Genomic DNA, 20,951 nt, shown 5'->3' with positions numbered 1-20,951 from the left:
TATGAAAAGATATGCTAGAATATATGTGCAATTTTTGAAGCAATACCTAAAGACATTACTTGAATATAAAGAGGATTTCATATATGGTATTTTAGGATTTTTTCTAGTTCAAGCTACCTCTATAATTTTTATTTCTCTTATATTTAATAATGTACCCACCCTTTCTGGATGGAGTTTTTACGAAATAATCTTTATATATGGATTTTCTCAAATTCCAAGGGGAATTGATCACATATTTACTGATTATTTATGGATTTTTTCTGGTAGAAGCATAGTTCGTGGAGAGTTTGATAGATATTTATTAAGACCTTTAAACCCACTATTTCAAGTAATAGCTGAAAGATTTCAACCTGATGGTTTTGGAGAACTTGTAGTTGGATTTATTCTTGTGGTTTATTCTGCAATAAAGCTTAGTGTAAATATTACTCCCCTTTGGATCATAGGCTTTATAATTGCTGTTATTGGAGGAACCTTAATCTATACAGGAGTTAAGCTTGCTACAGCCTCCATATCCTTTTGGACTAAGACAAGCTTTAGACATGTTCAAATGGCCTATGGATTAAGTGATTTCTCTAAGTATCCTATAAGTATTTACCCTGGTGCTATAAAATTTTTATTAACCTTTATAATTCCCTTTGCTTTTACAGGATACTACCCTGGAACATATCTCCTTGGCAAGGAAAGCTTCTTCATAGGAGTTATACTAACTTTAATAGTAGGTGTTTTATCAATAATTGTATCATACAGAATATGGCTTAAAGGGGTTTCATCTTACGAAAGTTCTGGAAACTAAAGATACTAAGCTATAGTTTAATATATAGTTCTATAACTCTTATAAATAGACTATGAACTAAAGCAAATATACTAAGCTCTATTGTGATTATACTCTATTTCATGCGGTTAATAACATAGTGCAAAACTTAAAAATAAACTTTAAGATTTTAAAATATAATTTATGTATCATACTTAAATATAAACAAGTAGCATAAGCTACTATATAAATTAGTTATTTCTCATATGATGCTTAAATAAACATAAAAGTAACTTTCAATATAATTATCTTTTAGTATTCATATAATAAAAAGAGGCTTACCTTATAGCACATAACATGCTTTAAGGTAAGCCTCCTTTTTATCTCCATCCTAATTAAAGTTTAAATCTATATTAAAAGCAAACTTAATTCATACTTTTACTATTATCATTTAAAAATTCAATTACACTTTTAAAGGTTTCTCTAGCTTCTTTAACTGAAAATTTAAATTGATATTCATGCCAAAGTCCTTTATTTTCAAAAAATCTTGAAACAACCTTTACTCCTAAAGCTCTTAAAGAAGATGCTAACTCTTTTCCTTGATCTACAAAGGGGTCAATATCTCCAACAGTTATAAAGGTACTTGGATAATTAGGAGTTATATATTTAATAGTAGCTAATTCATCTATTCTTTCATAATTTTCAAAATTGCTCTCTCCAGTTAATGCTTCCATATAAGTTTTTATACCTGGAAATTTAGTTGCCCTTAGAGAATCCATATTATATAATCCACAAAATAATATTACTCCCCTTAAAAACTTATTTGTTATACTTGGTTTTAAATTCATTTTATTAGATAGTTCCTCATTGCTTATAATTGCAGCTAACTGGCTAGCCATTTGAGCCCCAGCAGAATCTCCTCCAATAAAAATATTCTTCCTATCCCCATTAAAGTTCTCTGCATTTTCAAAGACATATTTTAAAGCTTCATTACATTGAACTATTTGACTTGGATATTTATACTTTGGAGCTAAGGCATAATCTATGTTAAATACGACAAAGCCTTTATTAGCCAAGGTCATCATATAATTCTTAACAGTCTCCTTACTATTAGCTATATATCCACCACCATGTATCCACATTAATATTGGCGCCTTTTTATTAAGATTCTTAGGATAATATACATCTAACTTATTCCCCTCTAAAATTGATGATTCATAAGCTATATCTTTCTCTATTACTAGGTTACTAACTATCTCATCAAAGTTCTTCGGCTTTGGAAAAACTCCCAATTGAAAGACTGCTTTATAAATTTTACATGCTAAATTGCATTTAGCTATCTTTTCCACAATGGCTGATAATAAATCTATAGTCCCTACATATAATTTTTTAAACCACATGTTAATCACCTTCTTAAGTCTCTTTTCCCTTATAATATATTTTGCTTACTATATAAAATACATATTTATTGTATTACATAATTAATTAATTTAAAATTTTCCTTTTTACTCTTTTATCACCTTAAAGGCAAAATAGCTTTTATTTCTTTAGTAAAAAACTTAAAACATTTCAACTTAATTATAAAAAACTATATGTAACATAAATACTAATAAATAACTTTAGATTATAAATAGTAATTACTTAAACAATTAATCTTTTTTACTTATAGAAGATTCTAACATTTTTAAAAGGCTATATCAAAACAATTTAGTAGTTTTAATATAGCCCTTTAAATTTAAAAATATTATGTTTACTCTACATAAAATTTATCACTTATTCCATTTTCTAAAACTTGCTTTGCATGACTCTTAGCTAATTCTAGTGAATGTAACTTTGCACTTCCACATTGTAATTCATTTGCTGCTGGTATTTCTTCTTGCTCTAAAACCTTAGATAGTGAATACTCTAAAGCTTCTATAATATCTTTAACATCAATATCTCCAAAACTAGTTAAATAAAAACCTGTTTTGCATCCCATTGGTGATATGTCTATTACATCGTCTAATTTTTCTCTCATAAAGCCTGCTAAAAAATGTTCTAATGTATGCATTCCCTTATCACTTAAAAGTTCTTTATTAGGTTGTACAAATCTCAAATCAAACTTTGAAACTATATCTCCTTTAGGTCCAATCTTTATTCCTGCTTTTCTTACATATGGTGCCTTAACCTTTGTATGATCTAATTCAAAACTTTCAACTTTAACCACTTAACACATCTCCTTCGAACTATTTTGTTTATATTTTTACTTATTTTATTAAACAATTTAAAATTCTATCTTCTTTAATATCTATTAAAAAAGATTTGTACTAAAATACCTATCTCCTCTATCTGGAAATATTGTTACTATATTGCCCTTATCTATTTTCTCAGCTAACTTTAAGGCTGCTGCAAATGCTGCTCCTGAAGATGAACCAACTATTAATCATTCTTTTTTAGCTAATAATTTTACTGCATCAAAAGCTTCCTCATCATTTACTTTTATAACCTCATCTACTAAGCTCATATCCATAGTTTCTGGAATAAAATTGTTTCCTATTCCTTCTATTTTATAAGTTCCACATTGTCCTCCACCAATAATAGAACCTACTGGATCAGCTAATATTCCCTTTACTTCTGAAATATTTTCTTTTAAGAATTTTAATACACCAGAAATTGTTCCTCCACTTCCTGCTCCAGCAACAAAATAATCAATTTGTCCATCTAATCCATCATATAATTCTCTACCAGTAGTCTCATAATGAGCTAATGGATTTGCCTCATTTTTGAATTGATTTAATGATAATGAATTAGGAATCTCACTTAATAATGAATTTGCTAAATTTATAGCACCTTCCATCCCCTCTTCTTTAGGAGTATTTATTATTTCAGCACCTAAAGCTTTCATTATCTTTTGCTTCTCTATAGAAAATTTATCAGGAACTATAAATATTATTTTATAACCTTTATTAATAGCTGCTAAAGCTATGCCAATACCTGTATTTCCAGCAGTAGCCTCTATAATAGTGCTTCCAGGTTTAAGTTTACCTTCTTTCTCAGCTTTTTCTACCATATATATTCCAACTCTATCTTTACAACTTCCCCCTGGACTAGTACCTTCTATTTTGGCATAAATATTTACTCCTTCTTTGGTACTTATATTATTTAGTTTTAATATTGGAGTATTTCCTATTAAATCTCTTATATCATTATAATATTTCATTTTTATCACCAGCCTTTACTAAAGCTTTTTGTATATCTTCTAAAATATCTTCTTTATCTTCTATACCAACTGAAATTCTTATTAACCTATCTGTTATTCCTATACGTTCTCTAAGTTCTAATGGCATAGCTGCATGAGTCATAGAAGCTGGGTGACATGCCAAAGACTCCACTCCGCCTAAGCTTTCCCCAAAGGTTATAAGTTCTAAACTATTAAAGAACTTCTCATAATTATATTTCTTATTTAAAGTGAAAGAGATTATTCCACCAAAGCCTGAAGCTTGTTTCTTTTGTATATCATGTCCAATATGAGTTTTAAGTCCTGGATAATATACATTATCTATTCCCTCTAAATAACCTAACTTTTCAGCTATAAAATTAGCATTTAATTCATGTCTATCCATTCTTACTGATAAAGTTTTGATTCCTCTTATTAGTAAGAAGCTATCAAAAGGTTGAAGTATTCCACCAGTAGAGTTTTGTATAAAGTGTATTTTCTCTCCAAGCTCTTCATCTTTCACAACTACAAGCCCAGCAACTAAATCACTATGCCCCCCAAGATATTTAGTTGCTGAATGAATAACTATATCTGCCCCAAGATTTAATGGATTTTGAAAATATGGAGTCATAAATGTGTTATCTACTATTGTTAATAAATTATACTTTTTAGCTTTATCTGATGCTATTTTTATATCTATGACATCTAACAGAGGGTTTGTAGGCGTTTCTATATAAATAGCTTTAACACTCTCGTCAATTTTTTCTTCAATATTTGTAAAGTCATCAATTATTTCATATCCTATCCCAAAGTTAGAGAATATCTTATCGATTACTCTAAATGTTCCACCGTAAAGATTATTAGTAATTAACAATTTATCTCCACTTTTAAATAAACTTAATACTGCAGTGATTGCTGCAAGACCTGATGCAAAGGCAAACCCTCTTTTTCCATATTCTATATCTGCAATTAACTTTTCTAATGATTCCCTAGTTGGGTTTCCTGTTCTTGAATATTCATATCCACTATTTTCCCCAAAAGATCTTTGTTTGTATGTGGATGTTTGATATATTGGAATATTTACTGCCCCAGTTTTTTCATCTATACTTATACCCCCATGTATTAATAAAGAATTCTTCTTCATAACTACATCTCCTTTTATTTATTGCTCTAAATAATATATTTAAATTAATTTTTCACATGCTACTATTTTTTAGCTATTGCCATAAAAATACCTGGTTCTATCACTTCCCCAAAGGATGATTCTCCACGGGCAACTAATCCTGTATTTTTTATACTTATATTTTTAAATCCCGCTTTTTCAAACCAATTTATTAATTGATCATAGTTAAAACCTAGCCAGGTATCAAACATTTCTTCTCTAGCCCACTCTCCCTTGTGTTCTAACACATCAGTTATGACCACTTTGCCATTAGGCTTCAATACTCTATTCATTTCTTTAATAGCCTTATCAGGATTAGCTACATGGTGTAATGCCATATTCATAAAAATTAAATCTATGGAATCATCAAAGAGTGGAAGATTCTCAAGTTCTCCTTTTATGGGATAAATATTATTTATCTCATTTTCCTTGGCAGAACTATATAATTCTTTTAGCATGTTCTTAGATGAATCCAAAGAAAAAACTATATTAGCTTTCTTTGCAATACCAAGACTTATAAAACCTGTACCTGCTCCTAAATCAGCAATAACTTTATTACTAATATCCACAGACTTTATTGCCATTTCTCTTAATTCATCCTTAAAATAGTCTACTCTCATTTTATTCCATTCTTTAGCTATGGAATTAAAATATTTTACTGAATTCATTTTATTAGCCCCCTAATTAAAATTTAAATAAACTATATTTTTTAAATTGATTAATTTTCAAATAATGTAATAGGATATATTAGCATTAAAACAACTATATAAAGCAAATTTAAAATAAAAAAACCTCGTCTCTATAAAAATCTATAGAGACGAGGTAACTCGCGGTTCCACTCTAATTCAGATATAAAAGATATACCTGCACTCAAAATTTAGCACTAACATGCCTAATCACTATAACGGGTGATCCCGGAGAACCCTACTAAAAATTTCGGATTTCTGCTCCAAAGTGCACTTCACATTTCTTCTAAATAGAAAACTCTCACCATCATTTTCCTCTCTGTGATTTTCCAAAATGCTACTTTACTTTTTCAATGCATTTATATCCTAGTAATTCTATCTGAAAACTAGCAATTTTTATTAAATTTTAATATAATTCATATTAAAAATCAATACCTTTTTGAATTTATTTTTAAAAATTCATTAACTCTATTAAAATAAAATCTCTTATGCATAAATTTTTTATTACTACACAATATAAAATCTATATTTAATACTTTCTATAATCACTCTTTTAAACTAAGTTAATATAAATTATTAAAAATTGACTTTCTATACCAATATCTGTTACAATTTGTTTATTATTTTAATAAAAATTTTTATTTTTAGATATGGAATATTAATAAATAATTTGTATTAAATTAGTTCTTATAAACTTATATTAAAATTTAAAAGGAGGAAATAAGATGTGGAAAGAATTTAAAGAGTTTGCCATGAAAGGAAATGTAATAGACTTAGCTATTGGTGTTGTTATAGGTGGTGCTTTCGGAAAAATAGTAACTTCATTAGTAAATGATATTATAATGCCTGTAGTTGGTAGCTTAGTTGGAAAAGTTGACTTCTCTAACTTATACATAAACTTAAGTGGACAACAATTTAACTCATTACAAGAAGCTCAAGCTGCTGGTGCTGCTACTATAAATTACGGACTATTTTTAAATAACTTAATTAACTTCTTAATAATAGCATTTTCTATATTTATAGTTATAAAACAAATAAACAAGCTTAAAAACTTCACTAAGAAAAAAGAAGAAGTTAAAGTTGAAGCTACAGAAAAAGATTGTCCTTATTGCTGTACTAAAATAGACATAAAAGCTACTAGATGTCCTCATTGTACATCTGTTTTAGAAGAAGCTACTAATTAGTCTTCATAAAAATACATAAAACTTATTTTAAAGAAAATTTAAGGCTGTATCATCCCTCTTAAAACATAAAAATTATAAAAGTATTGTTTATAATTTCTATATTTGAGCTTTGATACAGCCTCTATTTATACTATTTTAACCATTGTTTTATTTATTTTGTAAATTCACTGTGTAATTTCCAGTACCTGAGTTTTCAAATTGGTAAACACATAAGTAATATTTACCTGGATTTAACTTACAAGTGTTACTTAATTTATTTCCATCTGCATTAGCGTAATCCACATAGTTACTTAAATCATCAGCTGAATATAATAACCAGTTCATTTTTATATTATCTAAGTTTTCAACTACTATGTTTAAGTCACTTGGATTTTGTATATCTATGCTATAAATATCCTTAAGATCATCATTGCTTAATGTTCCAACTATTTTGCTATTACTATCTACCTTCATAGCTTTATCAAAATCATTGTTATTTTCAACTTCTTTTATAGCATCCTTTTCTGTTTCTTTAACTTCATTTTTAAGGTTTCCTTTTACATTTACTGTGTAAGCTCCTGATTGATTATCATAAGTATATACACTTAAATAGTATCTTCCAGGCTCTAAAGTCTTTTCACCCTTTAATTCTGTTCCATCATTTCCAGCTGCATATAAAACATAATTGTTTAGGTCTCCCGCTTTATAAAGTGTCCAAGTTATTCCTACTGAATTTAAATTATTAAGAGTTATTTTAACATTGCCTTTTTTAGCTACGTCAAAATAATATTTATCTGAATAATCCTCTTCTGATAAAGTACCCTTAACTAACATATTAGATTTAGCTATTTGGTTAGCCTTTTCAAAATCATTGTTTGGCTCGCTTTCATTTATAACTTCAACAGGTTTATCTTCTACTACTTTTATCTTTTTACTTTCAGTATTTATTCCACCGTTATTATCTGTAACTGTTAATTTTACTTCATATTCTCCAGTTTTATTATACTTATGAGTGGCTTTAGCCTCATTAGATTTTTCTCCATCTCCAAAGTCCCATTCATAAGCTTTGATTTCACCATCTTCATCCTTTGACTCTGTTCCATCAAAGTTTATTTCTTCTTCAACTATTACTGAAGAATCAGATTTTATAACAGCCTTAGGCTCTTTATTAACATGAACATCAGTATTTGTATCTGTATTCATTCCATGGAATACAACATCATAAACATAGTTACCATTTTCATCTACTTTATGGTTTACAAAGTATGCAGTAACAGTTTTATAACCATTCCAGCTCTTTTTAGATAATTCTTTTAATATATCATTTAACTTAGAATTCATATCTTTCCAGTCATTTTCTTCCCCTTGGCTTCTTCCCCCTACATATGTTCCTCTCATATCATAAGTAGTAAAGAATTGAGACTTTTCAACATTACTAGAAAGATCCTTTATATTTGAAACTTCTTTTATGTCCTTAGTTATTTCATTTATGTCCTTAGCTTCATGTCCATTTACATACTCATCTGAAACTAAAGGAACATCTAAGTTTTCAATATTGTTTAATAAAGAATCCATATAGTCTTGATATCTATCATTTAATCCGTAATCACTACTCATTGATGCAATATAATCTTTATAACCAGACACATCATTATTCTTTATGTAATTTGTCATCTTATTAAACATTCCCATGTTATTGTTGTACATGTAGTTTGATAGAGCAAATCCATAATTATAGAAATCCCATGAGCCATATTTAGCATGTAATACACCATATAAAGACATTCTATTATTTCTATCGTAAGCTAACCCTTGTGTAACTGATTTTCTTGGTTTTATTCCATCAGTTCTAGTTGAACCTGCAAAGAACTCTGCTGTTCCTTCTTCATACCAAGTTAAAACTCCCTCTTGATAGAATTCTCCTTGTCCCCACCTTCCAGGAACTACATATCTACCTTGAAGATAGTGAGTAAATTCATGACGGAATAATTCTTCTAATGTATATATACTTTCCTCTGGTGTTCTTTCATAAGTAAAGAAAGTTCCTATGTTTTCAATATATATACCACCATTATCAGTACTAAATCCATTTATTATACGATTTAACTTATACTCTTCTGGTGAGTTATAAATAACAACAGTTAAAATATCATCTGGATTCCCCTCTTCTAAAGCCTTATCATTTTGAACTACTCTCATGAATTGAGCCTTAACTTCCTTTGAAGCCCAGTATAATCTTTTTATCTTTTCTTCTGTTACTTTATCACCAGCTTTTACTACAAATTTGCCATCATCAAAAGTATATGTTTTTGGAAGATATTTTTCCCTTGCATCTGCTTTTATCTTATTGAAATCTATATCATTTCCTGATGAATTTTTTCCACCAAAATTTAAATCTAAATCATTGGCAGCCTCAATATATTGATATGATAAATAAGGATACTCTTTCATAGCTCTTTCTAAAGCTCTTTGAGATATTGATGGGTCTTCTCTAAACTTACCCATTCTACCTGTGTAATATAAGGCATTATTTACAAGCCAAGCATTATCATTATTTAACTTATCACCTATTGTACATAAACTTTCTAATCTTTCCATATATGGATCTATTCTATTATAGAACTCAGTGTTTTTAGCATCATATCCCTTAGTATTGTATATTACTGAATTAGTATAATAATCAATACCTTTCATAAGGTTGAATACTGCATTTCCCTTGCTATAGTTAGAACCATACTTATCTATATTATCTTTAAAATCACTTAAAACATATATGCAATTATTAATAACTTCTGGATCTGCTGAAGCATTACCTATAAGTCTTCCTAAAGCCTCAACAACTCCATCTTGCGCCTTTGTTCCTAATCTAAAATTACTATTATATTGAATCGCTTTCATAGCTGGTAAACACTCATTTTTTAACTGTGGTGTATTTAGGTATGATAATTGTTTATTGTAAAATCCTAAATAATATCCAGCTCTTAAAAACTCAACTAAAGTTGGAATTCCCTTATCATCATCTGCTGTATAAGTTCTTCCACTATCCTCTAGACCATATATTATAGCTTGTACACGATCTCTATTACTAAAGAAAGTATATGAACCATCATTAAAATTAAATAAGTCTGGTACGTTTTCATAACTTATTGTTTTTATTAATTCAACTAGATCACTATAATTCATTCTGTTAAGTTCATCGAATGTATAAATCTTGTTGTTTCTTGCTCTTGATGGAGCAATACTAGGTCCTAATGGTCTATTATTGTCTGTAGCTACCTCATTATTTAATTCTGTTTTAGAAATCTGATCAGCATTAATCTCTCTAGTAATCTGTCCATTATTACTATTCTCTACCTTTTTATTAGCTGCAAATACTTTAAATGAGCTATTAAATAAAATAAATGCTGCTAAAGTAAAGGTAGCTGACCATCTTTCAACTAACTTCAGTTTTGTTAGCTCTCCCCTTTTTTAGTTTTTCTTCATGTTTAAATGCCTCCTCTATCTTAAATAATATTTATATAAATAAAACTTTGCTTATTTAAGCTTAAGTTTTCTTATATACATAATTTAAAATAACCTTACACATTTAAAAATCATTCACCATTTGTTATTAATTTAGTAACTTTTTTAATTATAACATAAAATTTGTAATTTTTTATATGTCATTTCTAAATAATCCTATTATTTTTTATTTTTTGTACTTATTTTTTTAATACATTAATAACTAAAATTAAATGTATTATTATTCCAGTTAATCACACAAAAAAATATTACGGTGATTCAATGTACTTTATTGGCAACTCAGTAAATTACACTCTTCACCGTAATATTAAAAAGGTATTTTTTAGGTAATTGTTTAAGACTTTTTATAAACTAAAATATCTTTGTATTTCTTACTACTGTTAAAGTGTAAAAAATATAAAATATTTTAGTCTATGGATTTTTTGTATAATGATTAATTATACAATGCAACATTTAAGCTATTAATATTTATTTTTAACTCTTTGTAGAGTTAATTGCTTTAATTAAACTCTTAGGGAGTCTAGTTCCTTGAATATTTGCTGAGTAGCATTAACACTTCTACATAAAACTAGAATATGATTTTTTTTAGCTACTGTTCCAGCTATTCTTCCATCACCAAGCCTGTCTATAAATTCTCCAATCAAACTAGCCATACCATCTAAAGTATTAACTGATATAAAATATTCTTGCATAGATATGCTTCTTACAGAACTCTTAAATATATTTTTAAACTTTTTTATAAACTTGTCTTCCTTTGTAACTATATATCTATGCTCATGATTTTCAAAACTTTTTCTAATTATATTCATCTCATGAAGATCTCTTGACAAAGTGGCTTGAGTTACATTTATTCCGCATTCTTTTAACTCAATTATTAATTCTTCTTGTTTACAGATACATTTGCTCTCTATTATATCTAATATTACTTCATGTCTTAAAGATTTCTCTAAATTACTCATAATATCTCCTTTGCTCCCTTTAACCCTGTATGTATGCTATATAAACAATGAAATTAATATATATGGGCAATTTTATTTAACTATTTTTGTTCCTGATTCTCCTCTTAAAGCAGCTTTAGCATTAGTTAAAGATGCAATTATAGCTACCTTTTTGTCTCCGCTTAGTACAAACTTCTTACAAGCTTCAACCTTTGGAAGCATACTTCCTGGTGCAAATTGACCTTCTTCTATATATTTATCTACTTCTTCTAAATTAATTTCTTTTAAAGCCTTTTGATCTGGCTTGTTGAAGTTTACACAAACTCTATCAACTGCTGTTAAGATTAATAATGCATCTGCATCTAATATTTCAGCTAATTTTTCAGCAGCAAAGTCCTTATCTATAACTGCTGGAACTCCTTCTAATCTATCCCCATCTTCTACTACAGGGATTCCACCGCCTCCGCAAGCGATTACAATAAAGCCACTATCTACCATAGTTTTTATAGCTTCTTTTTCTACTATATCTACTGGCTTTGGTGAAGCTACAACTCTTCTGTATCCTCTACCAGCATCTTCTTTCATAGTATATCCTTTATCTTTTTCTAACTTTTCTGCTTCCTCTTTTGTATAGAAAGAACCTATTGGTTTAGTTGGATTTTTAAAACCAGGATCATTTTTGTCAACGATTACTTGAGTTGTAATTGTATCTACTGATTTTTCAATTCCTCTTTTTAATAGTTCCTCTCTAATTGTGTTTTGAAGGTGATAACCGATATAACCTTCTGAAAAAGCACCAACTACATCAAATGGGAATAATGGATTTCCATTATCAACTTGATGAGCTAATTCAATACTTGCTAATATTTGTCCAACTTGAGGACCATTTCCATGAACTATTGATACCTCATGTCCATCTTCTATTAAATCAGCTACTGAAACAGCTGTTTGTCTACATGTTTCTAATTGACCTTCTGCACTTTTATCCTTTGAATCCTTTTGTAATGCGTTTCCGCCTAATGCTAAAACAATTTTCATAAGTCTTTTCCTCCTTCATCTTTCTAACTTTAATCTCTAAATTTCCATTTTATTTTTAATCTAAATAGTTATTGTTCCGTTAAATAACATTACTATTGCTATAATTGCTATAACTAAAACAATTATTGCTAGTATTTTTTCTTTTCCTACAAATACTTCTGCATCTTTATTATTCTGTTTCTTACCAATGTAGAAGAATATAATTCCTACTGCATATAATATGAAACATAATAATAAATATTTAAGTCCTGCTGCATAGCATAGCCATATAGCGTAAACGGTTGCTATTCCACCAAAAATTTTATCTCTAGTTCTTCCTGTAGGATCTTTATCATAAGTTTCACCTGTTAGTGCTAACTTAAATCCATACATAGCACTTAAAAGATATGGTACCAATATAGCTGTACTAGCTACTGAATATAGAGCTTGATAAGTACTGCTTGCTACTAAAGTTAATATTAAAAATGCTTGTACTAATAAATTAGTTATTATTAATGAACCACTTGGTGTTCCCTTTTTATTTAATTTAGCAAAGACTTTAGGTAATACCCCATCCTTCGCTGCTACATAAGGAATTTCTGCTGCAAGTAATGCCCATCCAAGAAGTGATCCAAATAATGAAATTATCAATCCTAAATTTATAAGAACTGCTCCCCATTTACCAACTGCAAATTCAAGAACATATGCCATTGATGGGTTTTCAAGACCTGAAAGTTTAACTCTGTCCATAACTCCAAGTGCCATTAATGTTATTAACATATATATTATTAATGTTCCTATAAGACCAAGTACTGTTGCCTTACCTACATCGCTTTGTTTCTTAGCTCTTCCTGAAACAACTACAGCTCCCTCAATTCCTATGAAGCACCATAATGTTACTAGCATAGTACTCTTTACCTGTGTTACAATTCCGCCTAAATCACTTGTACCCCAAAATTGGAAAGTAAATTTATCAAAATTAAACATAAATAATGAGATAACTATAAATAAGAATATTGGAACCAACTTAGCTATAGTAGTTATAAGATTTATAAGTGCTGCTCCACTTACCCCATTTAATATTAGTAATGTAAATGCCCAAAGTAATACTGATGCACCAATAATAGATGCTACGTTATTTCCTGCACCAAACATAGGTAGGAAGTAACCTACTGCTCCAAATAGAAGTACTGAATAAGATACATTTCCTATCCATGCACTTAACCAATATCCCCAAGCTGAATTAAATCCTATGTACTCTCCAAATCCTGCTTTCGCATAGCTATAAACACCACCTGTTAATTCAGGCTTTCTGTTAGCTAATGATTGATAAACAAATGCTAAAGCTATCATACCAATACCTGTTATAATCCATCCTATTATAACTGCTCCAGTACCAGCTCCCCTTGCCATATCTGATGGAAGGTTGAAAGCTCCGCCACCAATCATAGAACCAACTATTAAGGCTGCTAATTGAGCAAATCCTAATTTTTTTGGTTCATTATGTTGCTCTGCCATATAACTTCACCCACTTTCATATTATTAAAAACAGGGCAGCATTTATAATACAATGAAAGGAAAATTCAGTTATTAAAATTAAATAATTTAAATGCTAATTATTCCTTAGATGATATTATAAATACGGCCCCTTAAGAAAATTTATTATCTTCCAGCAGTTGCTACCATTACTGCTTTGATTGTATGCATTCTGTTTTCAGCTTCATCAAATACAACTGAATTTTTACTTCTAAATACTTCATCTTCAACTTCTCTTATATCAAGACCTAATCTATCCATCATATCTTTACATACTTCTGTATCTTCATCATGGAATGATGGTAGGCAGTGCATGAATAAAGTATTCTTATTTCCTGTTTTATTCATCATTTCTCTAGTAACTTTGTATGGAGTTAATAATTTAACTCTTTCTGGATATAAGCTTTCATCTTCACCCATTGATACCCAGATATCAGTGTAGATAACATCTGCACCCTTAACTGCTTCATCAACATTTGAACTAAATTCTATAGTTGCACCAGTTTCTTTTGAGTATTCTTGCATTTCTTTAAGAATATCTTCATCTGGTTTTAAGCTATCTGGTCCAAGAGCTACAAAGTGCATTCCCATTTTAGCTGCACCATACATTAATGCATAACTCATGTTATTTCTTGTATCACCAGTAAATACTAATTTGATTTCACTTAATGGTTTATGTGCATGTTCTTCTATTGTTAAGAAGTCTGCTAATATTTGAGTTGGATGGTCAGCGTCAGTTAATCCATTCCATACTGGAACACCTGCATGTTTAGCTAATTCTTCAACAGTTGATTGTTTGAATCCTCTAAATTCAATACCATCATACATTCTTCCAAGAACCTTAGCAGTATCTTCTATTGATTCTTTTTTACCCATTTGTGAGTTAGTTAAGAATGTTACATGAGCACCTTCTTCAGCAGCTCCACATTCAAAAGCACATCTTGTTCTAGTTGAAGTTTTTTCAAATAGTAAAACTACATTTTTACCTTTTAAGCTATCTCCTAATATTCCAGCTCTCTTCTTAGCCTTTAAATCATGAGAAAGATCTAATAAATATCTTATTTCTGCTGGTGTAAAGTCTTTTAATGTTAAAAAGCTTCTTCCTTTTAAGTTAACTGCCATTTTGAATTCCTCCTAATATTAAATATTCTTATATACATTCTTTTGTAGGTATGAGAATATTAACTTTTTTTAAATTTCTAATAGTAAATTACTAGTTAAATGTTATTTTATAAATCTTCTCTTATTAGAGGCATTGACATACATCTAGGGCCCCCTCTACCTCTTGATAATTCAGATGAAGGTATAACGTGTAATTTTATTCCTTCTTTTTCTAATATTTCATTAGTTACATAGTTTCTTGAGTAAACTACAACTTCTCCAGGAGCAATAGCAAGTGTATTTGAACCATCATTCCATTGTTCTCTAGCAGCTATTATTTCATCTCCGCCACCACATTTTATTAATTTAATATCTCTATCTAGATATTTCTTTAATATATTTTCTAAAGTATCAACTTCTTCTGTTACAAGTAGTTGTCCATCATTTTCTGGATCTTTAGTTAATGCATAAACTTCTAAAGGTCCTACTATACCAGGGTGAACTGTAAATTTATCATAATCTACTTGAGTAAATACTGTATCTAAATGCATAAATGCTCTTGATACTGGTATTTTAAATGCTAATACAGTTTTAAAACTTGTATCTGGATAGTAAAGTAACTTTTTAGCTAATTTTTCAACTGATGCTGAATCAGTTCTTTGTGATATACCAACTGCTAAAATTTCTTTTGAAAGTATTAATTCATCTCCACCTTCAAGAGAAGTTTTATCATTTCTATTAAACCAGAATGGAATATCCTTTCCTTCAAATCTTGGATGATGTCTAAATATGTATTTAGCAAATATTGTTTCTCTATTTCTTGTATCTGTTCTCATGTGGTTTAATGTAATACCATGTCCAATTGTTGCAAATGGATCTCTTGTAAAATAAAGATTTGGCATTGGATCACATACAAATGGATATACATTATTTACTTGGTCATATAATGATTCTCTGTGGTAATCCTTAAGTTCTTCCTTTCTTACCCCAGCCATCATCTTATCAACCATTGCTTTATTATTACTAAATGAGTTGAAGTATTCTATTAATGCTTCTTTTAATCTTTCACTTTCAACTCCAGCCTCATCAATAAATTCACTTATAAATTGTTGTTTAACCTCATCACTAGTTTCTATTGCCTCAGCAGCAAGAACTTCTAAATAAAGCACTTCTACTCCTGCTTCTCTTAAAGTTTGTGCAAAAGCGTCATGTTCTTCTCTTGCAACTTTTAAGTATGGAATGTCATCAAATAGTAGTCTATCTAATAGATCTGGTGTTAAGTTTTCAATTTCTTCTCCAGGTCTATGTAATAGAACTGTTTTTAATCTTCCTATTTCAGAAGTAACATTTAATGCTCTGTCATCTCTCATAATATACCCTTCCTCCTTTTAACTTTTATAACTTTGTAGGTCCTTGTCCGTCCCACACCTATGTTATACACCCTCAACAAAACGATTACAAACCATAAAATGGGAATTATTGTATATAACTTTTTATTTTTATTCAGAAAAAATACTATTTAATAAACCGGTTAATCAAGCAAATTTTGTAAAACCCATATATTGCAATTAATACTAATAATCAATTTTTATTGAATATATGATGTATATTTGATGAATAATATTTTTAAAAAATTTTAATATTAAGCCCTTTTTATACTAAATTCACCCTTAAATTTAATATAAATATTTCAAATTCTTCTTACTTTTTCTATAAATTCTTATCTTAATAAATAATAAAAGTTATAATTTTTTAGTTTAATCTCTTCTTAAAAAAACTATTGATAAAATAAAGACAGGTAAGTTTTCACTTACCTGTCTCATATAAAAAATTCAATTTTGACTAAAAGTATTCAGCATTACTTTTTTCTTTTTAATCTATTAAACTAACTATAAATCTTATTTATATGTTAATATCTATTTTATTTTCTTCTAACTATTCTAACTCCATAAGGTTCTATTTCCATTTCCTTAGTTACCTTTTCACCAGTTACCATATCTGTTAAATCAAGATCTTTAATATCTATTGTTTTTTCCTCTGATGAGAAGTTCATAAAGAATACAAACTCATTCTTTTCATCCATACGAACTTGAGCATTAATTCCCTTTGGTAAGTAAATTTCTATAGCTCTCTTTAAAGTTAACTTCTTAGCTAAGCTTGAGTAGAAATCTGATAAGAACTCATCATTATTTCTAAATGCTATATAGTAAGCTTGTCCCTCTCCAAAGTTGTTACAAGTTAAAGCTGGCATTCCTTTGTAGAAGTCTGTTTTGTATGTTGCAAGAACTTCAGCTCCTTCTGAGTGAATTAAGTCACAGAATATTCTAGCTTCATATTCACCTTTCATTCCTAAACTATTTCCCTCTTCAATAGAAACATAGTTTACATCTTCATCATAAAGTGCATCTAATTCCTCTGCCCAGATTCCTGTAACTTTCTTTAATGGGCCAGGGAATCCTCCTAAGAAGCAAAGGTCATTCTCATCAACAATACCACTCCAGTAAGTTGTTACTAAAGTTCCTCCATTATTTACGAATTCCTCTAATCTTTCTCCAACACCTGGTCTTACCATATAAAGCATTGGTGCTACAACCACCTTATATTTTGAGAAATCGCAATCCATGTTTATAACATCTGTTGGAATTGACATATCCCAGAAAGCTTTGTAGTGTTTTTGACAAGTTTCAAAGTAATCCTTTTGCTCTATTCTAGGACCTTGAGCATCATTTATTGCCCAGTAATTTTCCCAATCGTAAATAACAGCTACTTGTGGCTCTACAGAAGTTCCTATTACATCATCAAGTTTTGATAGAATTTCTCCAACCTTAGTTACATCTCTAAATACTCTTGTATTTTCATGTCCACAGTGATCAACAACAGCTCCATGGAATTTTTCTGATGATCCTCTACTCTTTCTCCATTGGAAATATTGAACTGTATCTGAACCATGAGCTACAGCTTGAAGAGAAGATAAAACATGCATTCCTGGACGTCTAAGTTTTGCAACTGGTTGCCAATTTGTTGAACTTGGTGAACTTTCCATCATCATAAATGGCTTACCATTTAAAATTGCTCTATTTAAGTCATGAACAAATCCAATTCTACTACCTTCATGGTCATCTGTTCTTTCACCATGCCAGTAAGGATAGTTATCCCATGATACAACATCTAAGTAAGGAGCAAATTTCCAGTAATCTATTCCTCTAAATAATGAAATATAGTCATGGAAGTTAGTAGTTACAGGAATATCTGGTGTGATTTCCTTTAATATGCTTCTTTCATGCTTGTAGTAATCTAAAGTTTGGTGAGTAACAAATCTCATCCAATCTAAGTTTAATCCATGAAGAGCTGGTTCTCCATGAGGAGCTGGTGCTTCTATTTCATCAAAGGAAGCATATGTATGGCTCCAGAACTTAGTCCACCAAGCTTTATTTAATTTATTTATATCATTATCATATTTCTCTCTTAAGAAATCTCTAAAAGCTTCTTCACATAAAGGACAGTAACATTGACCTTCAAATTCATTTGAAATATGCCATAAGATTAAAGCTGGATGGTCTTTATATCTTTCAGCTAATAATCTGTCTATTATAGCAATTTTTTCTCTATATATAGGAGATGTATAGCAATGGTTATGACGCTCTCCATATAAGTTTCTTACTCTATTGGGAGCAACTCTTAAAGTTTCTGGATACTTATGAGCCATCCATATTGGTTTAGCTCCACTTGGTGTAGCAAGTATTACATAGTTTCCATTCTTATGCATTAAATCCATGATTTCATCTAACCATTCAAAGTTAAACTTACCTTCCTCTGGCTCTAACATTGTCCATGAAAATATGCCTACAGCTACAACATTTGTATGAGAAAGCTTCATTAATCTAACATCTTCTCCCCATATGTTAGGCATATCAATCCATTGCTCTGGGTTGTAATCTGCTCCATGAAGCATTTTTGTTACTTTAGAACTTATTGGTCCATAATTTTTCAAAATAATCCCTCCATCTTACCAAGTTAATCATTTTTTTCTCTTATTAATCTATAAAGTAAATTGTGTATTTCTAAATAAATTTATAGTTATAGGAATAAGCTATATTTTTATAGCTTATTCCTTAATTGATATCTTTTATAATTTTGTCATTACTTTAATTAAGCTATTTCTGAAACCTCTTCTTGATCCCATTCATTAGCTACAGCTTTTCCAACCTTCTTTTCATATTTTCTCCAGCAGATTTCAGCAAAACCTAAGAAGAATATTAATCCTAATACATTGTATAAAAGTACGAATACAGGATTTGTTGCTCCTTCTGCTAATGTTCCATTAAAGTAAGCTGCAAAGTCTTGTGGAGCTGGAATTGAAGATATTACAAATACGAATACGAATAAAGCAAGTAATAATACTCCAATTGCTATTCCAAAGTTTTTAGATCCAACTTTAAATGATCTTTCCATATGGTCTTTCTTAGCTCTTAATACAATGTATCCAACTAAGAAGAATAATACTGGAATTAATGAAGTTGAAGCAGTCATGTTTATTAACATTTCAAGTAAGCTATCAACTGAACCTATTCCTAAAGCTGGTACTAATAGTAATACTGTTACTATTACAGCTTGTACATATAAAGCATTTACAGGAGTTCCTTTTTTATCTGTTTTAGCAATCCATTTACCAAAGATTCCTTCAGGAATTTCAGAGAATAATACTTTAACAGGTGCTGCAGTCCATAAAACTAATGAACCTAAAGAAGCAAGCATCATTATGAATCCAACTATGTTAGTTATTATGTTACCTACTCCATAGTTTGCACCTAATATTGCAAAGGCATCAAATAAACCATTTGAGAAATTACCTTGTAATACTTCTGAAGGTACAACTAAACCTACTGAAACAGCTCCAAGTGCATATAAACCACCAACTATAGCAGTTGAAATTACCATTGTTCTTATGAATGTTTTATTTCCACCCTTTACGTCTTTAATATATACACCTATACTTTCAGCACCACCTACTGCTTGTAAAATCCAAGCTAAAACCATGAAATATGACCAGTTAAACTTAGGCATAATAGTTTCTGCTGTGAATTCTTGAGCTGGAGCTTTTCCTAAGAATAAAATAACTCCGAAAGATAATACTATGAATCCTAAACCTAAAATTATTCTAGCTACACCAGATATACTTGTTATTTTTGAAATCCAAGATACACCCTTAGTAGAAATTATAGTTACTGCCCAGAATAATACTATTGATATAACAGAAATTAATACTGTTTTTCCATCAAATACGTTTCTACCAACAAAGGTATAAGATGCATAAATTAATATTTTAGGTAATAGTGAAGTAAAGAAGAACAAGTTAACAAAGAAATAAGACCATGATCCTAAGAAAGCCCATCTTGCCCCTAAAGATTTCTTTATCCAACTATTTATACCTGATTCAGAATCTGAACTAGCTGAAGCAAACTCACCAATCATCAAAGCAAATGGTAAAAAGTAAAATACTGTACCAAATATGTATGATGGTATTGTAGCTAGTCCAATATTTACACTACTATCAATTATGTTTCCGAATGAAAATACCGCCGTAAATGTCATAAGCATTAAAGCCCCTGAACTAAGCGACCTTTTTCTCTCACTCATCTTAAAAATCCCCCTCATATTTCATATTTTAAGTATAAAGTTTCCTTAGGAAACGTTTTCTGACATTATAATATCATTTTTTGTGGAAATGTTAATGTACAAAATTTGAATATTTAGTAAAAAAACTATAATTTTACTAAATTATTTTACTAAATCATCCTTAGTTAAAATATTTTTAACATTAAGTATTATGCATAATATTTATAAAAAGCTCTCTTTATTGATATATTGCATAAAAACAT

General features: G+C 29.5%; 14 protein-coding genes, 1 pseudogene and 1 other annotated feature. Of the genes and pseudogenes, 2 read left to right on the top strand and 13 right to left on the bottom strand.

Features of this window, described 5'->3' with window-relative positions:
- Position 1 precedes the first annotated feature (1 nt).
- On the top strand, positions 2-793 hold the full coding sequence (locus GOM42_RS01135) for an ABC transporter permease (protein ID WP_060669465.1): 792 nt from the start codon (positions 2-4) through the stop codon (positions 791-793).
- A gap of 383 nt (positions 794-1,176) precedes the next feature.
- Here the strand turns inward: GOM42_RS01135 and GOM42_RS01130 are convergent, their stop codons facing one another.
- The 5 genes and pseudogenes from GOM42_RS01130 to GOM42_RS01110 all read right to left on the bottom strand — a co-directional run bounded on the left by GOM42_RS01130 (position 1,177) and on the right by GOM42_RS01110 (position 5,777).
- Positions 1,177-2,151 carry an alpha/beta hydrolase gene (locus GOM42_RS01130; RefSeq protein ID WP_110077543.1) on the bottom strand — a complete coding sequence of 325 codons (975 nt, stop codon included), beginning with the start codon at positions 2,149-2,151 and terminating at the stop codon, positions 1,177-1,179.
- A 350-nt stretch (positions 2,152-2,501) separates the two neighbouring features.
- Positions 2,502-2,957, bottom strand: coding sequence for an S-ribosylhomocysteine lyase (locus tag GOM42_RS01125; RefSeq protein WP_003452649.1), 456 nt, complete (start codon positions 2,955-2,957; stop codon positions 2,502-2,504).
- An 84-nt stretch (positions 2,958-3,041) separates the two neighbouring features.
- A pseudogene (locus GOM42_RS01120) lies at positions 3,042-3,950 on the bottom strand (cysteine synthase family protein).
- Positions 3,937-5,091, bottom strand: coding sequence for a PLP-dependent transferase (locus tag GOM42_RS01115; protein ID WP_060669462.1), 1,155 nt, complete (start codon positions 5,089-5,091; stop codon positions 3,937-3,939). Before GOM42_RS01115 ends, GOM42_RS01120 begins: the two are co-directional and overlap by 14 nt.
- Positions 5,092-5,153: 62 nt before the next feature.
- On the bottom strand, positions 5,154-5,777 hold the full coding sequence (locus GOM42_RS01110; protein WP_003452591.1) for a methyltransferase domain-containing protein: 624 nt from the start codon (positions 5,775-5,777) through the stop codon (positions 5,154-5,156).
- A gap of 142 nt (positions 5,778-5,919) precedes the next feature.
- Positions 5,920-6,158 (bottom strand) — a binding site (T-box leader).
- Between the two features lie 362 nt (positions 6,159-6,520).
- On the opposite strand from GOM42_RS01110, the gene mscL reads away from it, so the two are divergent.
- Positions 6,521-6,979 (top strand): large conductance mechanosensitive channel protein MscL, encoded by a 459-nt coding sequence (gene mscL, locus GOM42_RS01105; protein ID WP_003457581.1) that lies wholly within the window; start codon positions 6,521-6,523, stop codon positions 6,977-6,979.
- A 147-nt stretch (positions 6,980-7,126) separates the two neighbouring features.
- Here the strand turns inward: mscL and colA are convergent, their stop codons facing one another.
- From colA to GOM42_RS01065, 8 genes are all read right to left on the bottom strand, one after another.
- Positions 7,127-10,405, bottom strand: a complete 3,279-nt coding sequence (gene colA, locus GOM42_RS01100) for a collagenase ColA (RefSeq protein WP_243447932.1) — start codon at positions 10,403-10,405, stop codon at positions 7,127-7,129.
- 578 nt (positions 10,406-10,983) lie between these two features.
- Positions 10,984-11,439, bottom strand: a complete 456-nt coding sequence (locus GOM42_RS01095; RefSeq protein ID WP_003457490.1) for an arginine regulator — start codon at positions 11,437-11,439, stop codon at positions 10,984-10,986.
- Positions 11,440-11,511: 72 nt separating this feature from the next.
- The gene (arcC, locus tag GOM42_RS01090) at positions 11,512-12,456 is read right to left on the bottom strand and encodes a carbamate kinase (protein WP_003457589.1); all 945 of its coding nucleotides are present in this window, start codon (positions 12,454-12,456) and stop codon (positions 11,512-11,514) included.
- Between the two features lie 60 nt (positions 12,457-12,516).
- Positions 12,517-13,953, bottom strand: a complete 1,437-nt coding sequence (gene arcD, locus GOM42_RS01085) for an arginine-ornithine antiporter (RefSeq protein WP_003457492.1) — start codon at positions 13,951-13,953, stop codon at positions 12,517-12,519.
- A 144-nt stretch (positions 13,954-14,097) separates the two neighbouring features.
- Positions 14,098-15,093 (bottom strand): ornithine carbamoyltransferase, encoded by a 996-nt coding sequence (gene argF / locus GOM42_RS01080; RefSeq protein ID WP_003462779.1) that lies wholly within the window; start codon positions 15,091-15,093, stop codon positions 14,098-14,100.
- Positions 15,094-15,200: 107 nt separating this feature from the next.
- Entirely contained in the window at positions 15,201-16,442 is a 1,242-nt protein-coding gene (gene arcA, locus GOM42_RS01075; protein WP_110077542.1) for an arginine deiminase, read from the bottom strand.
- 551 nt (positions 16,443-16,993) lie between these two features.
- Entirely contained in the window at positions 16,994-19,063 is a 2,070-nt protein-coding gene (locus GOM42_RS01070) for a beta-galactosidase (RefSeq protein WP_289781951.1), read from the bottom strand.
- A gap of 158 nt (positions 19,064-19,221) precedes the next feature.
- Complete coding sequence (locus GOM42_RS01065; protein WP_025648250.1) at positions 19,222-20,709, bottom strand: amino acid permease; 1,488 nt, start codon at positions 20,707-20,709, stop codon at positions 19,222-19,224.
- Positions 20,710-20,951 lie beyond the last annotated feature (242 nt).

Origin of the sequence: Clostridium sp. 16K-1-R1, from assembly GCF_023921145.1 — a bacterium.
GTDB classification, from domain to species: Bacteria; Bacillota; Clostridia; order Clostridiales; family Clostridiaceae; genus Sarcina; species Sarcina perfringens.
This window is presented reverse-complemented; position numbering and strand designations above follow the sequence as displayed.